At 64.5% G+C, this 19,742-nt stretch carries 19 protein-coding genes; 10 read left to right on the top strand and 9 right to left on the bottom strand.

All coding sequences use genetic code 11. The features are described from left to right. Positions 1-93 precede the first annotated feature (93 nt). The 6 genes from adk to EWM63_RS05865 form a co-directional block, all read right to left on the bottom strand. Positions 94-750 (bottom strand): adenylate kinase, encoded by a 657-nt coding sequence (gene adk / locus EWM63_RS05840; protein ID WP_130185688.1) that lies wholly within the window; start codon positions 748-750, stop codon positions 94-96. 123 nt (positions 751-873) lie between these two features. Next, complete coding sequence (gene kdsB / locus EWM63_RS05845) at positions 874-1,623, bottom strand: 3-deoxy-manno-octulosonate cytidylyltransferase (RefSeq protein ID WP_130185689.1); 750 nt, start codon at positions 1,621-1,623, stop codon at positions 874-876. Positions 1,624-1,651: 28 nt separating this feature from the next. Further along, the gene (locus EWM63_RS05850; RefSeq protein WP_130185690.1) at positions 1,652-1,828 is read right to left on the bottom strand and encodes a Trm112 family protein; all 177 of its coding nucleotides are present in this window, start codon (positions 1,826-1,828) and stop codon (positions 1,652-1,654) included. Beyond that, positions 1,809-2,849 carry a tetraacyldisaccharide 4'-kinase gene (gene lpxK / locus EWM63_RS05855; protein WP_130185691.1) on the bottom strand — a complete coding sequence of 347 codons (1,041 nt, stop codon included), beginning with the start codon at positions 2,847-2,849 and terminating at the stop codon, positions 1,809-1,811. The genes EWM63_RS05850 and lpxK overlap by 20 nt, the downstream gene beginning before the upstream one ends. A gap of 52 nt (positions 2,850-2,901) precedes the next feature. Continuing rightward, positions 2,902-3,324: an ExbD/TolR family protein gene (locus tag EWM63_RS05860; RefSeq protein WP_130185692.1), complete on the bottom strand. Its 423-nt coding sequence runs from the start codon at positions 3,322-3,324 to the stop codon at positions 2,902-2,904. A 55-nt stretch (positions 3,325-3,379) separates the two neighbouring features. Further along, a complete protein-coding gene (locus EWM63_RS05865) occupies positions 3,380-3,985 on the bottom strand; it encodes a MotA/TolQ/ExbB proton channel family protein (RefSeq protein ID WP_130185693.1) in 606 nt (201 codons plus the stop codon). 995 nt (positions 3,986-4,980) lie between these two features. On the opposite strand from EWM63_RS05865, the gene xseA reads away from it, so the two are divergent. The 6 genes from xseA to EWM63_RS05895 all read left to right on the top strand — a co-directional run bounded on the left by xseA (position 4,981) and on the right by EWM63_RS05895 (position 12,138). Continuing rightward, the gene (gene xseA, locus EWM63_RS05870; protein ID WP_130185694.1) at positions 4,981-6,339 is read left to right on the top strand and encodes an exodeoxyribonuclease VII large subunit; all 1,359 of its coding nucleotides are present in this window, start codon (positions 4,981-4,983) and stop codon (positions 6,337-6,339) included. Positions 6,340-6,391: 52 nt separating this feature from the next. Next, positions 6,392-7,417 carry a LacI family DNA-binding transcriptional regulator gene (locus EWM63_RS05875; protein WP_229487750.1) on the top strand — a complete coding sequence of 342 codons (1,026 nt, stop codon included), beginning with the start codon at positions 6,392-6,394 and terminating at the stop codon, positions 7,415-7,417. A 132-nt stretch (positions 7,418-7,549) separates the two neighbouring features. Next, on the top strand, positions 7,550-8,128 hold the full coding sequence (sodB, locus tag EWM63_RS05880) for a superoxide dismutase [Fe] (RefSeq protein WP_130185695.1): 579 nt from the start codon (positions 7,550-7,552) through the stop codon (positions 8,126-8,128). 203 nt (positions 8,129-8,331) lie between these two features. Then, complete coding sequence (gene mgrA / locus EWM63_RS05885) at positions 8,332-9,375, top strand: L-glyceraldehyde 3-phosphate reductase (protein WP_130185696.1); 1,044 nt, start codon at positions 8,332-8,334, stop codon at positions 9,373-9,375. Positions 9,376-9,493: 118 nt separating this feature from the next. Continuing rightward, positions 9,494-10,519, top strand: a complete 1,026-nt coding sequence (locus EWM63_RS05890) for an SDR family oxidoreductase (RefSeq protein ID WP_130185697.1) — start codon at positions 9,494-9,496, stop codon at positions 10,517-10,519. Positions 10,520-10,788: 269 nt separating this feature from the next. After that, positions 10,789-12,138: an MFS transporter gene (locus tag EWM63_RS05895; protein WP_165390759.1), complete on the top strand. Its 1,350-nt coding sequence runs from the start codon at positions 10,789-10,791 to the stop codon at positions 12,136-12,138. Positions 12,139-12,231: 93 nt separating this feature from the next. Here the strand turns inward: EWM63_RS05895 and EWM63_RS05900 are convergent, their stop codons facing one another. Then, positions 12,232-12,630 carry a hypothetical protein gene (locus tag EWM63_RS05900; RefSeq protein WP_130185698.1) on the bottom strand — a complete coding sequence of 133 codons (399 nt, stop codon included), beginning with the start codon at positions 12,628-12,630 and terminating at the stop codon, positions 12,232-12,234. Between the two features lie 213 nt (positions 12,631-12,843). Here EWM63_RS05900 and EWM63_RS05905 point away from each other — a divergent pair, with 213 nt between their 5' ends. Continuing rightward, positions 12,844-13,113 carry a DUF4148 domain-containing protein gene (locus EWM63_RS05905; RefSeq protein ID WP_165390760.1) on the top strand — a complete coding sequence of 90 codons (270 nt, stop codon included), beginning with the start codon at positions 12,844-12,846 and terminating at the stop codon, positions 13,111-13,113. A 401-nt stretch (positions 13,114-13,514) separates the two neighbouring features. Then, positions 13,515-14,009, top strand: a complete 495-nt coding sequence (locus EWM63_RS05910; protein WP_130185699.1) for a MarR family winged helix-turn-helix transcriptional regulator — start codon at positions 13,515-13,517, stop codon at positions 14,007-14,009. A gap of 200 nt (positions 14,010-14,209) precedes the next feature. Here the strand turns inward: EWM63_RS05910 and EWM63_RS05915 are convergent, their stop codons facing one another. Both EWM63_RS05915 and EWM63_RS05920 read right to left on the bottom strand, forming a co-directional pair. Further along, on the bottom strand, positions 14,210-15,340 hold the full coding sequence (locus EWM63_RS05915; RefSeq protein WP_130185700.1) for a LacI family DNA-binding transcriptional regulator: 1,131 nt from the start codon (positions 15,338-15,340) through the stop codon (positions 14,210-14,212). A gap of 149 nt (positions 15,341-15,489) precedes the next feature. After that, on the bottom strand, positions 15,490-17,622 hold the full coding sequence (locus tag EWM63_RS05920) for an alpha-glucuronidase family glycosyl hydrolase (protein WP_229487751.1): 2,133 nt from the start codon (positions 17,620-17,622) through the stop codon (positions 15,490-15,492). Positions 17,623-17,758: 136 nt separating this feature from the next. Between EWM63_RS05920 and EWM63_RS05925 the strand changes: the two genes are divergently transcribed. Together EWM63_RS05925 and EWM63_RS05930 are read left to right on the top strand one after the other, a co-directional pair. Next, positions 17,759-18,877, top strand: a complete 1,119-nt coding sequence (locus EWM63_RS05925) for an endo-1,4-beta-xylanase (protein ID WP_130185702.1) — start codon at positions 17,759-17,761, stop codon at positions 18,875-18,877. Between the two features lie 241 nt (positions 18,878-19,118). Further along, complete coding sequence (locus tag EWM63_RS05930) at positions 19,119-19,697, top strand: DUF2939 domain-containing protein (RefSeq protein ID WP_130185703.1); 579 nt, start codon at positions 19,119-19,121, stop codon at positions 19,695-19,697. Positions 19,698-19,742 lie beyond the last annotated feature (45 nt).

A 19,742-nucleotide genomic window follows, 5' to 3' on the forward strand; every position in this document is an offset into this window, starting at 1 on the left:
CGAAGTACATCAGACTGTCGTGGAAGCCTGTGCGGCTGCGGCCAAGGGGGCCGGCAAAAAAAAACGGACCGTTGCGGTCCGTTCGTTGTTTTCTTATTCCGCCAGCGCGTTGAACGCGCGGTCTCGGATCTGATCGACGGCACCGACACCTTCGATCTTGCGGTATTTCGGGGCTTCGGCGGCGCCCGATTTGGCCCACTCGTTGTAATAACCTAACAGTACCTCGGTCTGGGTGTGGTACACATCCAGGCGCTTCTTCACGGTCTCGGCCTTGTCGTCGTCGCGCTGCACCAGCGGTTCGCCGGTAATGTCGTCCTGCCCTTCTACCTTTGGCGGGTTGAACTTGACGTGATAAACGCGGCCCGAGCCGGGGTGGCAGCGGCGGCCATCCATGCGCTCGATGATCTGTTCATCGGGCACGTCGATTTCCAGCACATAGTCGATCTTCACGCCGGCATCCTTCATCGCATCGGCCTGCGCGATCGTGCGCGGGAAACCATCGAACAGGTAGCCATTGGCACAGTCGGCTTCTTTCAGGCGGTCCTTCACCAGGCCGATGATGATGTCGTCGGAAACCAACTGGCCAGCGTCCATCACTTTTTTTGCGGCCAGGCCCATCTCGCTGCCGGCCTTGATGGCCGCGCGCAGCATGTCACCGGTCGAAATCTGAGGAATGTTGTATTTTTCCTTGATGAAGTTGGCCTGGGTGCCCTTGCCGGCGCCGGGTGGTCCTAACAGAATGAGACGCATGAAATTTCCTAAAACGATTTTAATAGTTTGGTGGTAAGTGTGTCATTAGTGACGAAACTTACCACAAAACGCCGGCCCAACGCCACTTCGAGAGGCCGTTCGCCGCGCAAAAACGTCAAACGCTCAACCGAAGTGAGTGCGGACCCGCGCCAGGTCTTCCGGGGTGTCCACGCCGGGCGCCGGCGCCGCGTCGGTGACGTGCACGGCGATAGGATGGCCGTGCCACAGCACGCGCAACTGTTCGAGCGCTTCGATGGTCTCCAGCGGCGAGACTTCCAGCTGCGGATATGCCTGCAGGAAATCGTTGCGGTAGGCGTACAGGCCGATGTGGCGCAGCGGCGCGTAGCCATCGGGCAGACCCTCCTTTGACTGCGCGAACGCATCGCGTGCCCAGGGAATCGTGGCGCGGCTGAAGTACAGCGCGCGGCCGGCCTTGTCCAGCACCACCTTCACCACATTGGGATTGAAGGCATCGACCACGTCGTGCAGCGGATGCGCGCACGTGGCCATCGGCACGTTCGCGCCGATGCGCGTGGCGCAGGCGGCCAGCAGCGCCGGGTCGATCAGCGGCTCGTCGCCCTGCAGGTTGACGACCACGGCTGAAGGCGCCAGGCCGAGCGCGAGCGCCACCTCGGCGATGCGGTCGGTGCCGGAAGGATGGTCGGCGCGCGTCATCACCGCTTCGATGCCGTGCGCCGCGCAGGCTTCCAGGATCGAGGGATGGTCGGTGGCCACGACGATGCGGCTGGCGCCGGACAGCGCGGCACGCTCGGCAACGCGCACGATCATCGGCTTGCCGGCCAGGTCGGCCAGCGGCTTGTTCGGCAGCCGGGTCGAGGCCAGCCGCGCGGGAATGATGACGGTAAAACTCACGGTTTCTCGCTTTTCAGTCCGCGCGCACTCAGTCGACATGATCTTGCAGCGTGCGGGCCTCGTCGGCCCACATGATCGGGATGCCGTCGCGGACCGGATACGCCAGGCGGTCGCCGCGGCAGATCATTTCCTGGGCTTTCTTATCGTATTCCAGCGGCCCCTTGCAAACGGGGCAGACCAGGATGTCAAGCAAACGTGCGTCCACGGCATTTCTCCACAATGTGTTCGACCAGCGCCACGTCGAGCTGCGCGCTGACCGGAACGACCCACAGCCGCGGATCGTTTCTCAGTTCTTCGATTTGTGCGCATTTTACTGCATCCTTCTCCGTCATCAAGATCGCGTCGGCGTCGATGCGGGCGAAGGGCCGGTCGAGGAAATCGTGGTGGTCGGGCAGCGGCAGTTCCTCGAACGCCAGGCCGGCATCGGCCAGCATGCCGAAGAAGCGCCGCGGATTGCCGATGCCGGCAGCCGCGGCGAGGCGCCCGCGCGCCGCCATGCCGGACAGCGGCACGCGCTCGCGCCGGTCGGCCAGGCGCTCGGCACAGGCGCCGGCAAGGAGCATCTGGAATGGCGTGCCGCCCACGCTCGCGGCCAGCCGCGGCGTCAGCGTCGGCGCATTGACGACAGTGACGTCGCGCCGGCGCGAGGCCGGCTCGCGCAGCGGCCCGGCCGGCAGCGTCCAGCCATTGCCGACGCCACGCCCGTCGAACAGCATGACTTCCACGTCGCGCTGCAAGGCATAGTGCTGCAAGCCGTCGTCGGTGATGATCACGTCCACTTCCGGGTGTGCGGCCAGCAGCGCCCTGCCCGCCGCGGCGCGGTCGCGGCAGACGAACACGGGGCACGCGGCCCGGGTGGCGATCAGCACCGGCTCGTCGCCCACCTGCGCCGGTGTCGACAGCGCGGTCACGGGGCGCGGCCCGGCGGAGTCAGGCCCGCCACCCTTGCCACCGAAGCCGCGCGAGATCACGCCCGGCCGCAAGCCTTTCGCACGCAACTGTTCGACCAGCCAGATCGTCAGCGGCGTCTTGCCGGTGCCGCCGATGAAGATATTGCCGACCACGATCACCGGTACCGGCAAGCGGCTCGAGGCCAGCACGCCGGCACGGTACAGCAAGCCGCGCAGTCCCGTGAGGGCGCGGACCAGCAGCGACACGGGATACAGCGCGCACGCCAGCGGGCCGCGTCGCAGCCAGGCGCGGGTAAGGGTCGATTCGAGGGTCATCGGCTGCGTGCGGGCTCGCGGAACGGGCTTCGGAACCGGCTCTGGAACGGGGCTATTTCCCGCTCCCCGTCTGCGCCGCGAACGTCAGCTTGCCGAAACCGGCGATGCGCGCGGCTTCCATCACGTTCACCACCATCTGGTGCATCGCGAACTGGTCGGCATTGACCACCACCACCGGGTCGCTGCCCGGACTGGCCGCGGCCTTCAGCACCGAGGCCAGTCCCGCCACGTCGCGGAACGATACCGGCTCGCCATTGATCGTGTAGTTGCCCTTGGCATCGACGGTCACATCGATCTGGTCCGGCTGGTCCACGGCCTTTTGCGCGTCCGCCGTCGGCAACGTGATCTGCAGTTCGGTGAACTTGCTATAGGTCGTCGATACCATCAGGAAGATCAGGATCACCAGCAGTACGTCGATGAACGGGATCAGGTTGATCTCCGGATCTTCGCGGCGCCGGCCCTTGCGAAAATTCATGCGAGGCCCTCCTGCGCGCTCCAACGCGCGGTCATACGCGTGCTCATCTGCGTGCTCATTTACGTGAATCGTGGACGATGTCGACGAAGCGCACGGCCTGCTGCTCCATCTGGATCACGTAGCTGTCCACCAGCGCGCGGAAGTGCCGGTAGAACACCAGCGTGGGCATGGCGATGGCCAGGCCGAAACCGGTGTTGTAGAGCGCCACGGAAATCCCGTGGGCAAGCTGCGCCGGATTGGCGCCGGCCGGATTCTGCGAGCCGAAGATCTCGATCATGCCGACCACCGTGCCGAACAGGCCCATCAGGGGCGCCAGCGTGGCGATCGTGCCCAGCGTCGTCAGGAAGCGCTCCAGCGTGTGCGCCACGCCGTTGCCCGCCTCTTCGATCGATTCCTTCATGACCTCGCGCGGTGCGTTCACGTTGCGCAGCGCGGCCGACAGCACCACGCCCAGCGGCGAACTCGTTTCCAGCTTGCCGGTGATGTCCGGGGTGATGCTGCCGCTGCGGTAGACGCGCACCACTTCATCGAGCAGGTTCGGTGGAACGATGCGGGCCCGGCGCAGCGTCATCAGGCGTTCGATGATCAGCGCGGTGGCAACGATGGAAGCGATCAGCAGCAGCCAGATCGGCCAGCCGGCGGCTTGAAAGATGGCGAGCAAAACATACTCCTTGTATTGGCACAGACATTAACGCAGACGCGCAATGTAGCGTGTTGCCGGGGCGGCGGCAAGTGCGGCCAGGCGCGTTGTCCCGGGCGGGCGTTCTGCACAGATTCTGTGGAGAAGATTGTGAGCAATGTCAATTCAAGAGCGCAACTCATTGAATGCAAAGGGAATTCGTCTAATGCACATTTTTTGGGCAGAGATCTGTGACCGCCGCCCTTTGTCATTCTCAACAGTTTCTGTGGACAATATTGTTGGCAACGCCGGCGAGCAGCATGTAAGTCGTTGATATTGCTATCAATTCACATCTTGCGCAAAAAAATTGCAGCCGTGCTGGAAGCACCGGTACAGCCGGCATGCCTTCTGCACAGTAACTGTTGATAAGATTGTTGGCAAGACTCGCTAATCACACCAAAGCCATTGATTTATAAGGATAAAATAAGACTGCACAATAATTGCGCAAACATGGCCGCGCAGCGTGCAAGGCTGCCTCCGGAGTGCCTGCCCTGCTTTCTGCACAAAATCTGTGGACAATATTGTGCGCAAGGCCCGCAAGCGGCATGGAGACTATTGATTTATAAGGATAAACCTTCAACGCTCAAATAATAGGCAGTCGCTACCAACCCTGGCGGCATTCCCTTCGCAGGGTTGCATTGCGCGGCTTCTGCACAAGTTCTGTGGATAAAATTGTGGGGAAACATGAGCGACACCGGCCAAGTCCATGATTTGCAAAGAATTAGTTTTCCTGCGGAAATTTACAGCAATCATGTTTAAGAGTTGCAAGGTTCCCCACAATTTCTGTGGATATCTTTGTGTGTAAGAACGCTGCCCATCAGTGAAGTCTTTGATTTGTAAGAATATTCTTACGCTGCCCACGAATGCGGCAAGTCTTTTTATCTTTATAAATCAGTAGCTTGGAAAAACACCTTGCTGTTTTAGGCGAGATATGACATAAGCATGACCGCTTGATGACTCTGTGGACAGTCTTTCCGATGACGACCTTCGACCGCCCCGATTCTGACCCCGGCCAGAACGCCGTAATGACCGTGAGCGCGCTGAACCAGGCCGTGTCGCGCCTGCTGGAACGGTCGTTTCCCCTGACATGGATCGCTGGGGAAATCTCCAATTTCACGCGCGCCGCGTCCGGCCACTGGTATTTCACTCTCAAGGATGATGCTGCCCAGGTGCGCGCCGTGATGTTCCGCGGCCGCGCCCAGTATGCGGGCTTCATGCCGCGCGAAGGCGACAAGGTCGAGGTGCGCGCCCTCGTCACGCTGTATGGGCCGCGCGGCGATTACCAGATCAACGTGGAAGCGATCCGCCGTGCCGGTGTCGGCGCGCTGTTCGAGGCGTTCATGCGGCTGAAGGAAAGGCTGTCCGCCGCCGGCCTGTTCGACGAGGAGCGCAAGCGCGCCATTCCCCTGTTCGCCCGCACGATCGGTATCGTCACCAGCCCGCAGGCGGCGGCATTGCGCGACGTGCTGATTGCGCTGCGCCGCCGCGCGCCGCATGTGCGCGTGGTGCTCTACCCCACGCTGGTCCAGGGCCAGCTGGCCGCCGGGCAGATCGCGCAGGCGATCCGCACCGCGTCGGCACGCGCCGAGTGCGACGTGCTGCTCGTCTGCCGGGGCGGCGGCAGCATCGAGGACCTGTGGTCCTTCAACGAGGAAGCCGTGGCATACGCGATCGCCGAGTGCAGCATGCCGGTGATTTCCGGCGTGGGCCACGAGACCGATTTCACGATCGCCGATTTTGCCGCCGACCTGCGCGCGGCCACGCCGACCGCCGCCGCCGAGCTGGCCGCCACGCCGCGCGGCGACTGGCTGGCTTCGCTGCGCGCCGACGCGGGCGACCTGCGCCGCGCCATGCGCCGCACGCTCGATGACGCCGCCCAGGCACTCGACCTCCATGGGCGCCGGCTGCTGAGCCCCACCGCGCGCATCCGCCAGCAACGCCTGGAATTGCTGGCGCTTTCCACGGCGATGATGCACGCCAACCGCACGCCGCTGAACCAGGCGCGCCACGCGCTGGAACGCCTGGCCGGGCGGCTGGCCGCGCAGCGACCGGACACCCGCCCGGTGCGGGCCCACCTGGCCGCGCTGCAGCACCGCTGCGCCGTCAACATCGGTGCGCGCGTGCAGCGCGAGCGCGAAGCGCTGGGCGCGCTGGCCGCGCAGCTCGAACTGCTGAACCCGCAACGCACGCTGGAACGGGGCTACGCGATCATCACCGACAGCAAGGGGGCGATCCTGCGTTCCCCAAGCCAGCTGCAGCCGCGCCGGAAACTGACCGTGCGGCTGGCCGAGGGCAGTGCCGATGTCACCGTGTCGGGGGTACAGCCGGCGCTGTAATGGTACTTTTTATATGTTAATCTTGCCCGTCGGTACACCCACGGGATAACAATTGAATAAAACAACCGAGCCAACAGTGGCCGCCGGGCCCTCGACCCTGCTCGACGTCGCCCGGGAGGCGGGCGTCTCGCCCTCGACCGTGTCGCGCATCCTGAACGGCACCGCGCGCGTCTCCGACGACAAGCGGCAAGCCGTCATGAAGGCGATCGCACGCACCAACTTCGCACCGAACCTGATGGCGCAAGGCCTCAAGAAGGGCCGCACGCACACGATCGGCATCATCGTGCAGGATATCTCGTCGCCGTTCTTCGACGAAATACTGCACGGCGTCGACGATGGCCTGAAAGGCACCGGCTATGCCTCCGTGATCGTCACCGGCCACTGGAGCGCCCTGGAAGAAGCGGACCGTATCCGCCTGCTGCTGGCGCGCAAGGTCGACGGCATCATCCTCCTTTCCGGCAACCTGCCGGACGACGAGCTGCTGCACTTCGCCACCCAGCGCCCGATCGTCGTCACGGGCCGCCCGCTCGATGCGCCGAATGCGCTGGGCTTCACGATGGACAACGAGCACGGCGCCTTCCTGGCCGTGCAGCACCTGATCGAACTGGGCCACCGGCGCATCGCCTTCGTGTCCGGCCCGCCCAGCCACGCCGACGCCTCGAGCCGCTTGCGCGGCTACCGCAAGGCGCTCGAAGGCGCCGGTATCCCGGTCGACCCGGCGCTCGTCGTCGAGGGCAACTTCCATGAAAACAGCGGCCTCATCGCGATCAACCACCTGTTCGAGACGCGCCAGGAATTTTCCGCCGTGTTCGCGGCCAACGACCAGAGCGCCTATGGCGTGCGCCTGGCGCTGTACCGCAAGGGCGTGCGCGTGCCCGAAGACGTGTCGCTGGTGGGCTTCGACGACCTGCCCGGCTCCGCGTTCACGACGCCGCCGCTGACCACGGTGCGCCAGCCGCTGTACGATATCGGCCTGACGGCGATGAACGCACTGCTGCGGCTGATCAGCGGCGACCGCGTGCCCACGCGGGTGCCGCCGGTGGAACTGGTGGTGCGCGAAACAACGCGGCCGAGGTAGTGATCCAGGCGGTATGTACTTTCCCGTAGCATCACTATTTACGGGGGATTTCGGCAGGGCGGCAGGCAACGCATTACAATGATGGGCGTTTTGAAAACGTTGATTCTTTAGTCCCCTCATAAGGAAATGCACATGGAACATACCCTGCCTCCGCTGCCGTACGCGAAAGACGCACTGCAACCGCACATCTCGGCTGAAACGCTGGAATACCACTACGGCAAGCACCACCAGGCCTACGTGACGAACCTGAACAACCTGATCAAGGGCACCGAGTTCGAGAACCTGTCCCTGGAAGAAATCATCAAGAAATCCTCCGGCGGTATCTTCAACAACTCCGCCCAGGTATGGAACCACACGTTCTTCTGGCACTGCATGGCACCGAACGCCGGCGGCGCACCGACCGGCCCCGTGGCTGAGGCGATCAACGCCAAGTGGGGTTCGTTCGACAAGTTCAAGGAAGAATTCAGCAAGTCGGCCGTCGGCAACTTCGGTTCGGGCTGGACCTGGCTGGTGAAGAAGGCCGACGGCTCGGTGGATATCGTCAACACGTCCAACGCCGCCACCCCGCTGACCACCGAGAACAAGCCGCTGCTGACCGTCGACGTGTGGGAACACGCGTACTACATCGACTACCGCAACGCCCGTCCGAAGTTCGTGGAATCGTGGTGGAACCTGGTCAACTGGGAATTCGTGAACCAGAACTTCGCCTGAAGATGACCATGCTCCGCTCGCGGAGCATGGCAGGCAATCACGGCCCGCGCTACGCGGGCCGTTTTCTTTGCTGCCCTTGGTACTGCTGGCGGTGCCTGTCGCAGCATGGCCCGCGCAAGTGCCATCGGGCGCGCCCGATGCCGATGGGTGCTTTATCATCTGCAAGCCTGCCACCCGGCGGGCTTTTCCTTGCAGGAGACAGCATGACCTACACGGCATCCCGCCAACGCTATGAAACGATGCAGTACCGCACGTGCGGCCGCAGCGGCCTGAAACTGCCGGTGCTGTCGCTGGGCCTGTGGCACAACTTCGGCGACACCACGAGCACGGCCACGCAGCGCGACATGCTGCGCACGGCGTTCGACCATGGCATCACGCACTTTGACCTGGCCAACAACTACGGCCCGCCATACGGCAGCGCCGAAACCAACTTCGGCCGCCTCTTCCGCGACGACTTCCAGCCTTACCGGGACGAACTGATCATCTCGACGAAGGCTGGCTGGGACATGTGGCCCGGCCCGTACGGCCAGGGCGGCGGCTCGCGCAAGTACGTGCTGGCCAGCCTGGACCAGAGCCTGCGGCGCATGGGCCTGGACTACGTGGACATCTTCTACTCGCACCGCTTCGACCCGGATACGCCGCTGGAAGAAACCATGGGCGCGCTGGCGCACGCGGTCCAGCAGGGCAAGGCGCTGTACGTGGGCGTATCGTCCTATTCCGCGGAAAAGACCGAGGAAGCGCAGCGCCTGCTGGCGGAGTGGAAAGTGCCGTGCCTGATTCACCAGCCGTCGTACAACATGCTGAACCGGTGGATCGAAAGCGAAGGCCTGCTCGACACGCTGGGCCGCCAGGGCATCGGCTGCATCACGTTCACGGCGCTGGCCCAAGGCATTCTCACCAACAAGTACCTGGACGGGATTCCGCAGGATGCGCGCATCAACCGCCCCGGCGGCGGCTCGCTGCAGGCGGCGCACCTGTCCGAGGACAACCTGCGGCGCGTGCGCGGCCTGAACGACATCGCCCGGACACGCGGCCAGTCGCTGGCGCAGATGGCGCTGGCCTGGGTGCTGCGCGATCCGCGCATCACGTCCACGCTGATCGGGGCATCGAACAGCGCGCAGATCCGCGAGAACATCGCCGCGCTGGACAAGCTCGCGTTCAGCGACGACGAGCTGCGCGCCATCGATGCGCTGGCCCGGGAAGGCGGCATCAACCTGTGGGCGGGGTCGTCGGGCAGCGCGGCCTGACCTGCCCGGGCCATGCACGCAGGTCTTGACTGCCGGAATGGTGTGCGCTTTAAAAATGCTGCCGGGTACGATAGCGCGTCAACCAATTGTCAACCTGTACACAGTGAAGGAGCCCAGCATGCGTTTGAAACGACTCTCGGACCAGGTCATCGTCATCACCGGCGCCACCAGCGGCATCGGCCTGACCACGGCCCGGATGGCGGCCGCGCGCGGCGCGAAGGTGGTGCTTGCCGCCCGCGGCGAGGAAGCCCTGGAACAACTGGAACAACAGCTGCGCCAGCGCGGCGCCGAGGCGCTGGCCGTGCCCACCGACGTGGGCAAGAAGGATGAGGTGCATGCGCTGGCGCAGGCGGCGCTGAAACGCTTCGGCCGCATCGATACGTGGGTCAACAATGCCGGCATCTCGATCTTCGGCCGCGCCGAGGAAGTGAGCGAGGAAGACAACCACCGCCTGTTCCAGACCAATTTCTGGGGCGTGGTCAACGGCTCGCTGGAAGCGGTCAAGCACCTGCGGCAGAGCGGCGGCGCGCTGATCAACCTGGGCAGCGAACTGTCCGAAGTGGCCGTGCCCCTGCAGGGCATGTACGCGGCATCGAAGCACGCCGTGAAGGGCTACACGGATGCGCTGCGGATGGAACTGGAGCACGACAAGCTGCCGATCTCCGTCACGCTCGTGAAACCGGCGGCGATCGACACGATGTTCCCAGTACACGCCAAGAACTACATGGACGTGGAACCGACGCTGCCGGCACCGGTCTATCCGCCGGAAATGGTGGCCGAGGCAATCCTCGACGCGGCCCAGCATCCGCGGCGCGACGTTTTCGTCGGCAACGCGGCGAAAGCCAACGCCATCGGCGGCTTCACGCTGCCCAGCCTGTTCGACAAGCTGGGCGCGTCGGCCATGTGGGACCAGCAGCGCACGAAGAAGCCGTCGCGTTGGTTCCGCAGCGACGCACTGCATTCGTCCGATCCCACGCAGGAACTGCAGACCAGGCTCGGGATCCAGACAACGGGCGCCGACACGAGTTACCGCCCCGTGACCCGTTCGCCACTGAAACTGGCGCTGCTGGGTGGCGGCATGCTGGCGGCCGCGTGGATGCTGACCCGGCCAGCCGGTACGGGCGAACAGGGTCGCACGGACTAACGCTTCACTTTCCTGAAATGGGCTGCTGAGGCAGCCCTTTTTTTCGTCCGCCGACTTCTTGCAGCGTCATATCAGTTCGCCAAAGCGAGCATTTCAAACCCCTGCGCCCGCAGAATCTGAAAACGCTGTCATGGGTTGCGGGCCACCATGGATGTTGACCGATAAACCACTTGCGCGGGCCGGAATTTGCTCGCTATACTGCGCACGGTTGTATGACGACTGACAACAACTCAGCCATAACGATCACAACTGGAAGCTTTGGAGACACCATGGGCAAGCACATACCGGCCATCAAGGCCACCCGCACACGCTGGACGATCCTCGCGATCCTGTTCATCGTCACCACGATCAACTACGCCGACCGTGCCACGATCTCGATCGCCGGCCCGGAACTAAGCAGGGAACTGGGGCTGACGCCCGTGCAGATGGGCCTGATCTTCTCGGCCTTCTCCTGGTCCTACGTGCTGTGCCAGTTGCCCGGCGGCTGGCTGCTGGACCGGTTCGGCACCAAGATCGTGTATTTCTTTTCGATTTTCCTGTGGTCGCTGTTCACGGTGCTCCAGGGCTGGGTAGGCTTCTTCAGCGGCGGCGCCGCCGTCGCCATGCTGTTCACGCTGCGGCTGATTGTCGGCGCGGCCGAGGCCCCATCGTTCCCGGGCAACAGTCGTCTGACGACTTCGTGGTTCCCGACATCCGAGCGTGGCACGGCGGCCGCCATCTTCAACTCGGCACAATACTTCGCCACCGTGCTGTTTGCCCCGCTCATGGGCTGGCTGGTGCACACCTACGGTTGGGAAAGCGTGTTCTTCGTGATGGGCGGTCTCGGCATCGTGATGTCGCTGGCGTGGCTGAAATTCGTCCATGGCCCGCGCCAGCACCCGAAGGCCAACGCGGCCGAGCTGCTGCACATCGAACGGGGCGGCGCGCTCGTCGACCTGGAAACCATGGGCGCAGTGAAACAGCAGATCGACACCTGGTCGTGCCTGAAGCAGTTGCTGTCCTCGCGCATGCTGCTGGGAATTTATATCGGCCAATACTGCATCAACACGCTGACCTACTTCTTCCTCACGTGGTTCCCGATCTACCTGGTCAAGGAACGCCACATGACGATCCTGAAGGCCGGCTTCATTGCCGCACTGCCCGCGATCGCGGGGTTCCTCGGCGGTGTACTCGGCGGCATCATCTCGGACCGCATGATCAAGCGCGGCTACAGCACGTCGGTGGCACGCAAGACACCGATCATCGGCGGCCTGCTGCTGGCCACCACGATGGTGCTGTGCAATTTCGTGGAATCGGACCAGGTGGTGGTCGCCGTGATGGCGCTGGCCTTCTTCGGCAAGGGCATCGGCGCACTGGGCTGGGCCGTCGTTGGCGACACGTCGCCCAGCCAGGCCGGCGGCATGAGCGGTTCGCTGTTCAACATGTTCGGCAACGTGGCCGGCATCACCACGCCGATCGTCATCGGCTTCATCCTGCAGGCCACCGGGTCGTTCTACGGCGCGCTGGTGTTCGTCGGCGCCAACGCGCTGGCGGCGGTGCTGTGTTACCTGTTCCTGGTGGGCGAGATCAAGCGCTTCGAGTTTTCCAGGCCGGTCGTAAAAACCGCGGCCGCCGCGTAACGCGGTTCGCCGCACCATGGAAAACGGGGCCTTGCGGCCCCGTTTTCATTCGCTGCAGGCCTTGTTGCAGGCCTTCTTCGTTCGCTGCGCCGTTCAGGCGCCCCGCTCGATATCGTCCGCTTCCCGCTCGCCGGTCAGCGGTATCGATTCGATGTGGTCGACATTGATGTCGCCCCCATCCGGCGACGTCGTGTCGCGGCCCACGGTGGCGCGCTCGCCGGTGCCACCGGCATCCGTATCGCTGTCCAGATCGGCATCGCCGACATCCGGCCCGGCCGTGCCGCCCGCCGTGTTCTCGTCGAGATCCTCGTTGGTGCCGCCATCGAGATTGTTTTCCTCGATCTGCTGGGCCAGTCCCGAACCGCCCTGCACGTCGCTGCCGGAATCGGACGTGTCGCTCGGGCCGAGCGCCCCCGTGCCATGGCCACGACCGAGCACGCGGTCCGGTGCCGTCGGGAAGTTATCGGGATCGAGTGTGCTGGTACCTGACATAAAGCCTCCTGTGATTGCATCGCCGCCAGTGCGGCCTTGCAAAGACTGTAACAGCCTGTGCCGAACGGCGTCGCACATGAAGAAATCGTCAAGAACCTTGGCGCCAGGAAAGCAGGCCGAGTCATTTCGCTGTCGAATCTCCGATATCAAAACACTTTATTTCACAAATGAATATTTCATGTCTATAATTAGTGCATCCTACAGGAGAACATTATGAAAACTGCTTACTACCTCATCGCCGCCCTTACCCTTGCCACTGCTGGTGCCGCCTTCGGCGCGGAAAACACCGATGCGGCAAACGCCACGACCGCGGGCACCGCTTCCGCCGCCTCGGCAGTCGCCACGGTACAGGTACCGAAGCAGCGTGGACTGACCCGTGCCGAAGTACGGGCGCAAGTCGTCGAAGCGCGCAAGAACGGCACGCTGATCGAAACCGAAGCCGACATGGACGTTGCGCAGACCCGCAAGCACTACGCGCAGTAACGGCACCTGTCGGCGCCACGTCGCGTGTCGTGCCCTGCCGCCCTCGTCGTTGCCAGGGCGTTGCCGAAGGGACTAATGTTGTAGCAAAGACACACTTTCCGAATGGCCGGCCGTGTCTGGCGGAATGCTATCGATCGCTACCGGCCGGAATCGTTTTCAGGGTGCCAGGCAGCCAGGCCGGCATCGCGGATGCAAGTGACACCCAGCGTACACGGCAGGTATTGCCGGGTTGGCGTGGCCGTTGATTGCGTGCAGAACGGACGCGGCCGGACAATACTGCAAGCCTGGTGGCGTTGGGGACGGGGCATTCGCCTGGGTCAAGGCATCTAAAAACAATTTACCTTTGTGCAACCACTAGTACAATCCATGTATTGACAGACCTATTGCACAGGAGTGCGCCGATGAGCAGTTTTGACGCGACGAACAAGCGCCTGAAGAATATCCATGAGCGGATTCCAGCCTTCCCGGAAGACCTGATGCGCCTGCTCCGCATGACGTACCACGTGCAAAAACGGATGAAGGATATCTCGAACGCCGTCTTGCGCAAGTACGACCTCGTGGACGCCAGCTACATGGTCCTTGCCGTGCTGTACGGCTCGGAGAACGAAACGTCGACGGCATCGACGCTGGGCGAAGCCTGCATGGAAAAGCCGGCCAACCTCACGCGCGTGTGCAACGACCTGGAAACGCAGGGCCTGATCACGCGGGGCAACCGGCCGGGCGACCGCCGCTGCGTGATGATCTCGCTGACTGACAGCGGCCGCAGCCTGATTGAACAGGTGATGCCCGAAGTGTGGAGCCGCACCACGCGGGCCTACGACGGGTTGACGCCGCAGGACCTCAAGCTGCAGGAACAGCTGTTTGCCCGGCAACTGGAAAACCTGGACAACCTGTAACGCGACACGCGCTGACGTGTACAGTGACGATCACCGCAACGTCGTCACGCAATAAAGTTGCCTGTATTCAGGGCCAAAACCGGTGACAGACACCGATTCTTTTGGAACGCAAGTTCCAGGAAAAACGGTGTCTGTCACCGGTTTTGCCGCTTCATGGGAGAACCGGTGTCCGACACCAGGCGCTTCTGGCGAGCCCCGGTCTAGGCCTCGGACGACTTGCCGGCCAGCTTCGGCCGGCGGCGCGGGGCGGCGTCGGACTGGCGCCGGATGAGGGAAAAGTCCATCACGATGTGTTCGGGCGCCTGCACCACGCCGTCGCGCTGCGTGCGGATCTGGCGGACGAGGAACTGCACCGCCATTTCCGCCATCTGCGCGATGGGCTGGCGCACGGTGGTCAGCTCGGGCCAGATCGTGGTCGCCAGCGCAGTGTCGTCGAAGCCGGCCACGGTGAGGTCGCCCGGCACGTCCAGGCCCAGGCGGTGGGCAATGGCTACCGTGGCCGCGGCCATGTCGTCGTTGCTGGCAAAGACCGCGGTCGGGCGCTGCTCGAGGCCCAGCAGGATCTCGGCCGCGTCGAGGCCGGAACGGTACGTGAACATGCCCTGCACCACCAGCTCGGGCGAGGCATCGCCGCCCCTGTCGGCGATCGCGGCCTTGTAGCCTTCGAGCCGGCGCGCGGAGGCGGTCTGGTTCGGATGGCCGATGACGAAGCCGATCCGGTGGTGGCCCAGCGAGATCAGGTGGCTCGTCATGTCATACGCGGCGTGATAGTCGTCGATGGACACGGCGCCCACGCGCGGGTCGGGCTGGCCGCAGGCCACGGTGGCCGCCGGCATATCGGCCTGGGCGACCAGTTCGATCAGTTCCTGCGTATCGCACAGCGGCGGCGGCAGGATGATGCCGTCGACGCCATTCTCGATCAGCCGGCGCGCATGGGCTTCCCACGTGACCCCGTCTTCGCAGTTCTCGACCACGAGCTGCACGTTGTGGATACTGGCCTGGTTCAGCAGCCCGACGAGGAATTCGCTCAGGTAGCCGGCAGAGGGATTCGAATACAGGAAGCCGATGCGGATCGCGCGCGCGCCGGCGAGGCGCCGGGCGGCCTGGTTCGGCACGTAGTTCAGCGCGGCCACGGCCTCGTCCACCTTGCGGCGCGTGGCCGGGCGCACGTTCGGGTCGCCGTTCATCACGCGCGACACCGTCATCGGCGACACGCCGGCCAGCTTGGCGACGTCGGACATCGTCGGCACGCCGGGCTTGTCGCCCCGACCCACCGGTTGCGCGCTCTTTTCCCCGGGCGAGATGGGCGCTTTCGCCTGTATTTTCGTCATCGGACTGTACTTATCGAATAGTTATTTGGCGGACTCTAACATACCGTGCCACGGCATGTCCCCATCTGCCACGCATCTACCACGCATCTGCCATTCTAGCACCGGGGTCGGGCCGATGTTAGCGCACACATCGGCCCTTCGCGGCACGCTCAGTGGTGTCCGGCGGCGTACGGGAACTTGATCGCCTTGTACTGCTCCAGCGTGCGTCCGGGCTTCTTTGCACCCGGCGGCAGCGGCAAGCCGGACACGGACTGGAAGTACGCCACCGACGCGTCGCGCCACCAGCGCGCCTCCTTCACCTGCGTGTCCAGCCGCTGGGCCACCTCGTCGTAACGGCGCTCGTCCACGAGCGGTTTCAGCTTTTCCCAGCGGGCGCGCAAGCTTTCCGCCTCGGCCACGCCGCGGTCGTAGCGGGCCACGAGCTCGGTCCACAGCGTGCGCCCGGATGGCATCGCGTAATCCCACGGCAGGTGGTGGAACCACAGCAGCAGCTCGTCCGGCGTGGTGCGCGGATCGGCCCACCGTTTCGCCACGCCCGGCGCATACTGCGCCAGCGCATTGCTGCCGGTTGCCGTGCGGTCGAAGCCGATGCCCTTCTTGTCGGCCTTGTGATAGTAGGTGGGGTTCCAGTCCGGGCGGCCGAGATTGTCCACCCAAGGACCGGGGCCGTGATGGTGGCCCGTGTCCATCAGGTGGTGCAGGCCGAGCGGCGTCATGTAGTCGACGACGGCTTCGCGCGAGCGCATCATCATGTCGACGATCTGCGTGACGGCCTGCGGTTCGCGGGAAAACGTCTGCGTCGCCCATTCGCGGGCGAAGGCGCGCGAGTCGCCCTGCGGGTCCCACGCGAAGCGGCCGTAGGCATACCAGTTGGCCTGGTCGAAGTGCGAACCGCTCCACGTGCGCGAGCTGCCGATGTTGGCCACGCCGGCCATGCCGGTCAAACGCTGGCCATGCTCGGTGTCCTCGAGCACCTGCGCGACGGTGAGACCGTTCGGCCGCTGCATCGTGTCGGCCTTCAGCACTTCCTCGAACAGGGGGCCGAGATAGGCCATGTGCATGGCGAAGCCCAGGTATTCCTTGGTGATCTGGAATTCCATCATCAGCGGCGTGCGCGGCATGGCGCCGAACAGCGGGTGGAACGGTTCGCGCGGCTGGAAGTCGATCGCGCCATTCTTCACCTGCACCATCACGTTCGGGGCGAACTTGCCATCCAGCGGCTTGAATTCATCGTAGGCCTGCTTGGCGCGGTCGTCCGGCTTCTCGGCCGCGTACACGAAAGCGCGCCACATCACGATGCCCTTGTGCGGCGCCAGCGCGGCGGCCAGCATGTTGGCGCCATCGGCGTGGGTGCGATGGTAGTCCTGCGGGCCGGGCTGGCCTTCCGAGTTGGCCTTCACGAGGAAGCCGCCGAAGTCGGGAATGGCGCGGTAGATCTCGTCCGCCTTGGCGCGCCACCATGCCGCCACCTCGGGCGCCAGCGGGTCGGCCGTCGTCGTTTCCTTCAATTCCAGCGGCGTGGACCAGCGTGCCGACAGGTAGACCTTGATGCCGTAGGGGCGCAGCACGTCGGCCAGCGCGGCCACCTTGGCGATCCATGGCGCCGTGAGGATCTCGGCCTTGGAATTGACGTTGTTCAGCACCGTGCCGTTGATGCCCAGCGAAGCGTTGGCGCGCGCGTAGTCGACATACTGGCGCTCGCGGATATCCGGCAACTCCCACCAGTTCCAGATCGACTGGCCCGAGTAGCCGCGCTCCACCGTGCGGTCGAGGTTGTCCCAGTGGTTCAGCACGCGCAATTGCAGCTTCGGCGCCGAGCGCTCGTCCAGCGCGGCGAGCCCCTTGCCGGTATCGAGCGCGCGCAGCAGCCCGAAGGCACCGTACAGCAGGCCGATGTCGTCATTGGCGGCGATCACCGTCACGCGCTTGCCATTCACGGAGGCGCTCTTGAGCAGGTAGCCCTCGCGGCCCAGGTCCGCCAGGCCGTCCGCACTGAACCCTTGCGGCAGTGCGCCGGCTTTCGCCAGCACGATGGCACCGCTGGCGACCGTCGTGGCGACAGCCGGTGCCTTGCCCGTCATGCCCTGCAGGCCGCGGCGCAGTTCGTCGATGGCTGCCCGTACCGTCGGCGAGGCCTTGCCGGCATAGCTGATCGTCTGCGCCTGCTGTTGCGCCTGGCCAGTCTGCTGCAGGGGACGGTACCGCAACCAGAGCTGGTAACCATCTTCTTCCACGGCGTGCGCTGGCGCCAGCACGACGACCAGCGACACGACTGCCGCCAAGGCTCCTTTTAGAACTCGCAAATTCGTCTCCGTTGTTTTTTGGTAGCGCAACCGTTTGCACCATTTCCGATGTTAGCGTAACCTTCTATCGCACGCCACAAATAAAACCCGGCCAACGAGCCGACATGGAGACAAGATGACCACGACCCGCCGCGACATGCTGCGCCTGCTGGCCGGCACGGCCTGCGCCGCCACCCTGCCCCCGCTGTTCGCCGCCGCCCAGGAGCCATTGAAGGCGATCGCCGCCGCCAAGGGCCTGCGCTTCGGCAACGCGCTCGGCTACAAGTACTTCAAGGATCCGGCGCACCGCGCGCTGATGGCGCGCGAATGTGCCGTCATCGTGGCCGAGAACGAAACCAAGTGGCCGGCGCTCGAACCGAAACGCGGCCAGCACAACTTCGCCCCCGCCGACGAGATGTTCGCATGGGCGCGCAAGGAAGGCATGCAGGTGCGCGGCCACACGCTCGTCTGGCAGCCGGCCAAGTGGCTGCCGGCATGGGTCAATGCCCACGACTTCGGCCAGGGTTCGCGCGAAGCGGAACGGCTGCTGCGCGAGCACATCACGACCGTCTGCAAGCACTACGGCACCGGCATCTACAGCTGGGACGTGGTCAACGAAGCGGTCGACCCGGCGACCGGCGACATGCGCAAGAACGTCTTCACGGAGCGGATGGGCGCGACCGAACAGATCGACTTCGCGTTCCGCGTGGCGCGCGAGCAGGCCCCCCACGCACAGCTGGTCTACAACGACTACATGCGCGAGGATGCGGGCAGCGCGAAACACCGGGCCGGCGTGCTGAAGATGCTGGCCGAACTGAAGAAGCGCGGCACGCCCGTGCAGGCGCTGGGCATCCAGAGCCACATCGGTTCGTGGGACGATGAAAAGCAGAAGACCGACCCCGTGCGCGACTGGCGCGCTTTCCTCGACGAAGTCACGGGCATGGGCTACGACCTGTTGATCACGGAGTTCGACGTCAACGACCGCATGTTGCCGGCCGACTTCCCGATGCGCGATGCCGGCGTGGCCGCGATGGCCAGGGATTACCTCGACGTTACCTTGTCCTACCCGCAGCTGAAGGATTTCCTGCTGTGGGGACTGTCCGACAACGTGAGCTGGCTGCAGACCTGGGACGAGGCCCCGCGCAAGGACAAGCTGCCGCAGCGCCCCTGCCCTTACGATGCCCAGCTGCGCGCCAAGCCGCTGCGCGACGCCCTCGCCGCCTCGCTGCGCGCCATGCCGCAACGCAAGGCGTAGGCCCTCAGCCTTTCCCAGCAAACAAACTGGGGACAGACCCTGGTTTCCGGGAAATTTCGCGGCAGGTGTCCCCGCCGCTTGCTGGCTCCACGTCAGTTGTCGGTAGTTAGTTGCCTATAAACAGGGGTACGTCCCCTGTTTTTCTGGCTGGCAAGGTCTCGCGCCCGGCACCGGGACACGGGCACGGCCGGTCCGACATGTGCGGTTATAGTGGCGATCCCTTGCAACCGGAGCCCTCATCATGTCCCGCCGCCGTCTCCTCGTCACATCGCTTTTCCTGTTGCTGTCCGCGCTGGCAGCCTTCTGGTACTTTTCCCCTTACCTGACGCTGCATGCGATGCGCAACGCCGCGCAGGCGCACGATGCGGCGGCACTGGCTAAGCACGTCGATTTTCCCCGCGTGCGGGAAAGCCTGAAGGGGCAGGTGCGTGCGATGACGGAGCGCCGCGCGCGGGAAGCGGCCGGCGATAGCGGCCTGGCCGATGTCGGTGCCGCCTTCGGCGCGATGCTGGGCAACCTCGTCGGGGGCGGCCTGGTCGACGTGATGGTCACGCCCGAGCGGCTGGCCGACGCCATGCGTACCGGTGAAATGAACGATGCCGGGGACGGGGAACCCGATACCCGGCACGAGAAAAAGCGGGAAGGCAAGCACGAAGAACGGCCCGAGGAAAAACGGTGGACGTCCGAGCGCCGCGGCATGAACGTCTTCGTTGCCAGGGCCCTCGCCCCCGACGGCCAGCCGGGCATCGCATTCGTCCTCGAACGCGAAGGATTCGCGACCTGGAAGCTTGTGGGGGTCGAACTGCCACGGCTGCGCTGATGCGTGCCGGTGCCGGATACCTCCGTGGTATCCGGCACGGCGTAC

Source organism: Pseudoduganella lutea (assembly GCF_004209755.1).
Taxonomy (GTDB): Bacteria; Pseudomonadota; Gammaproteobacteria; order Burkholderiales; family Burkholderiaceae_D; genus Rugamonas; species Rugamonas lutea.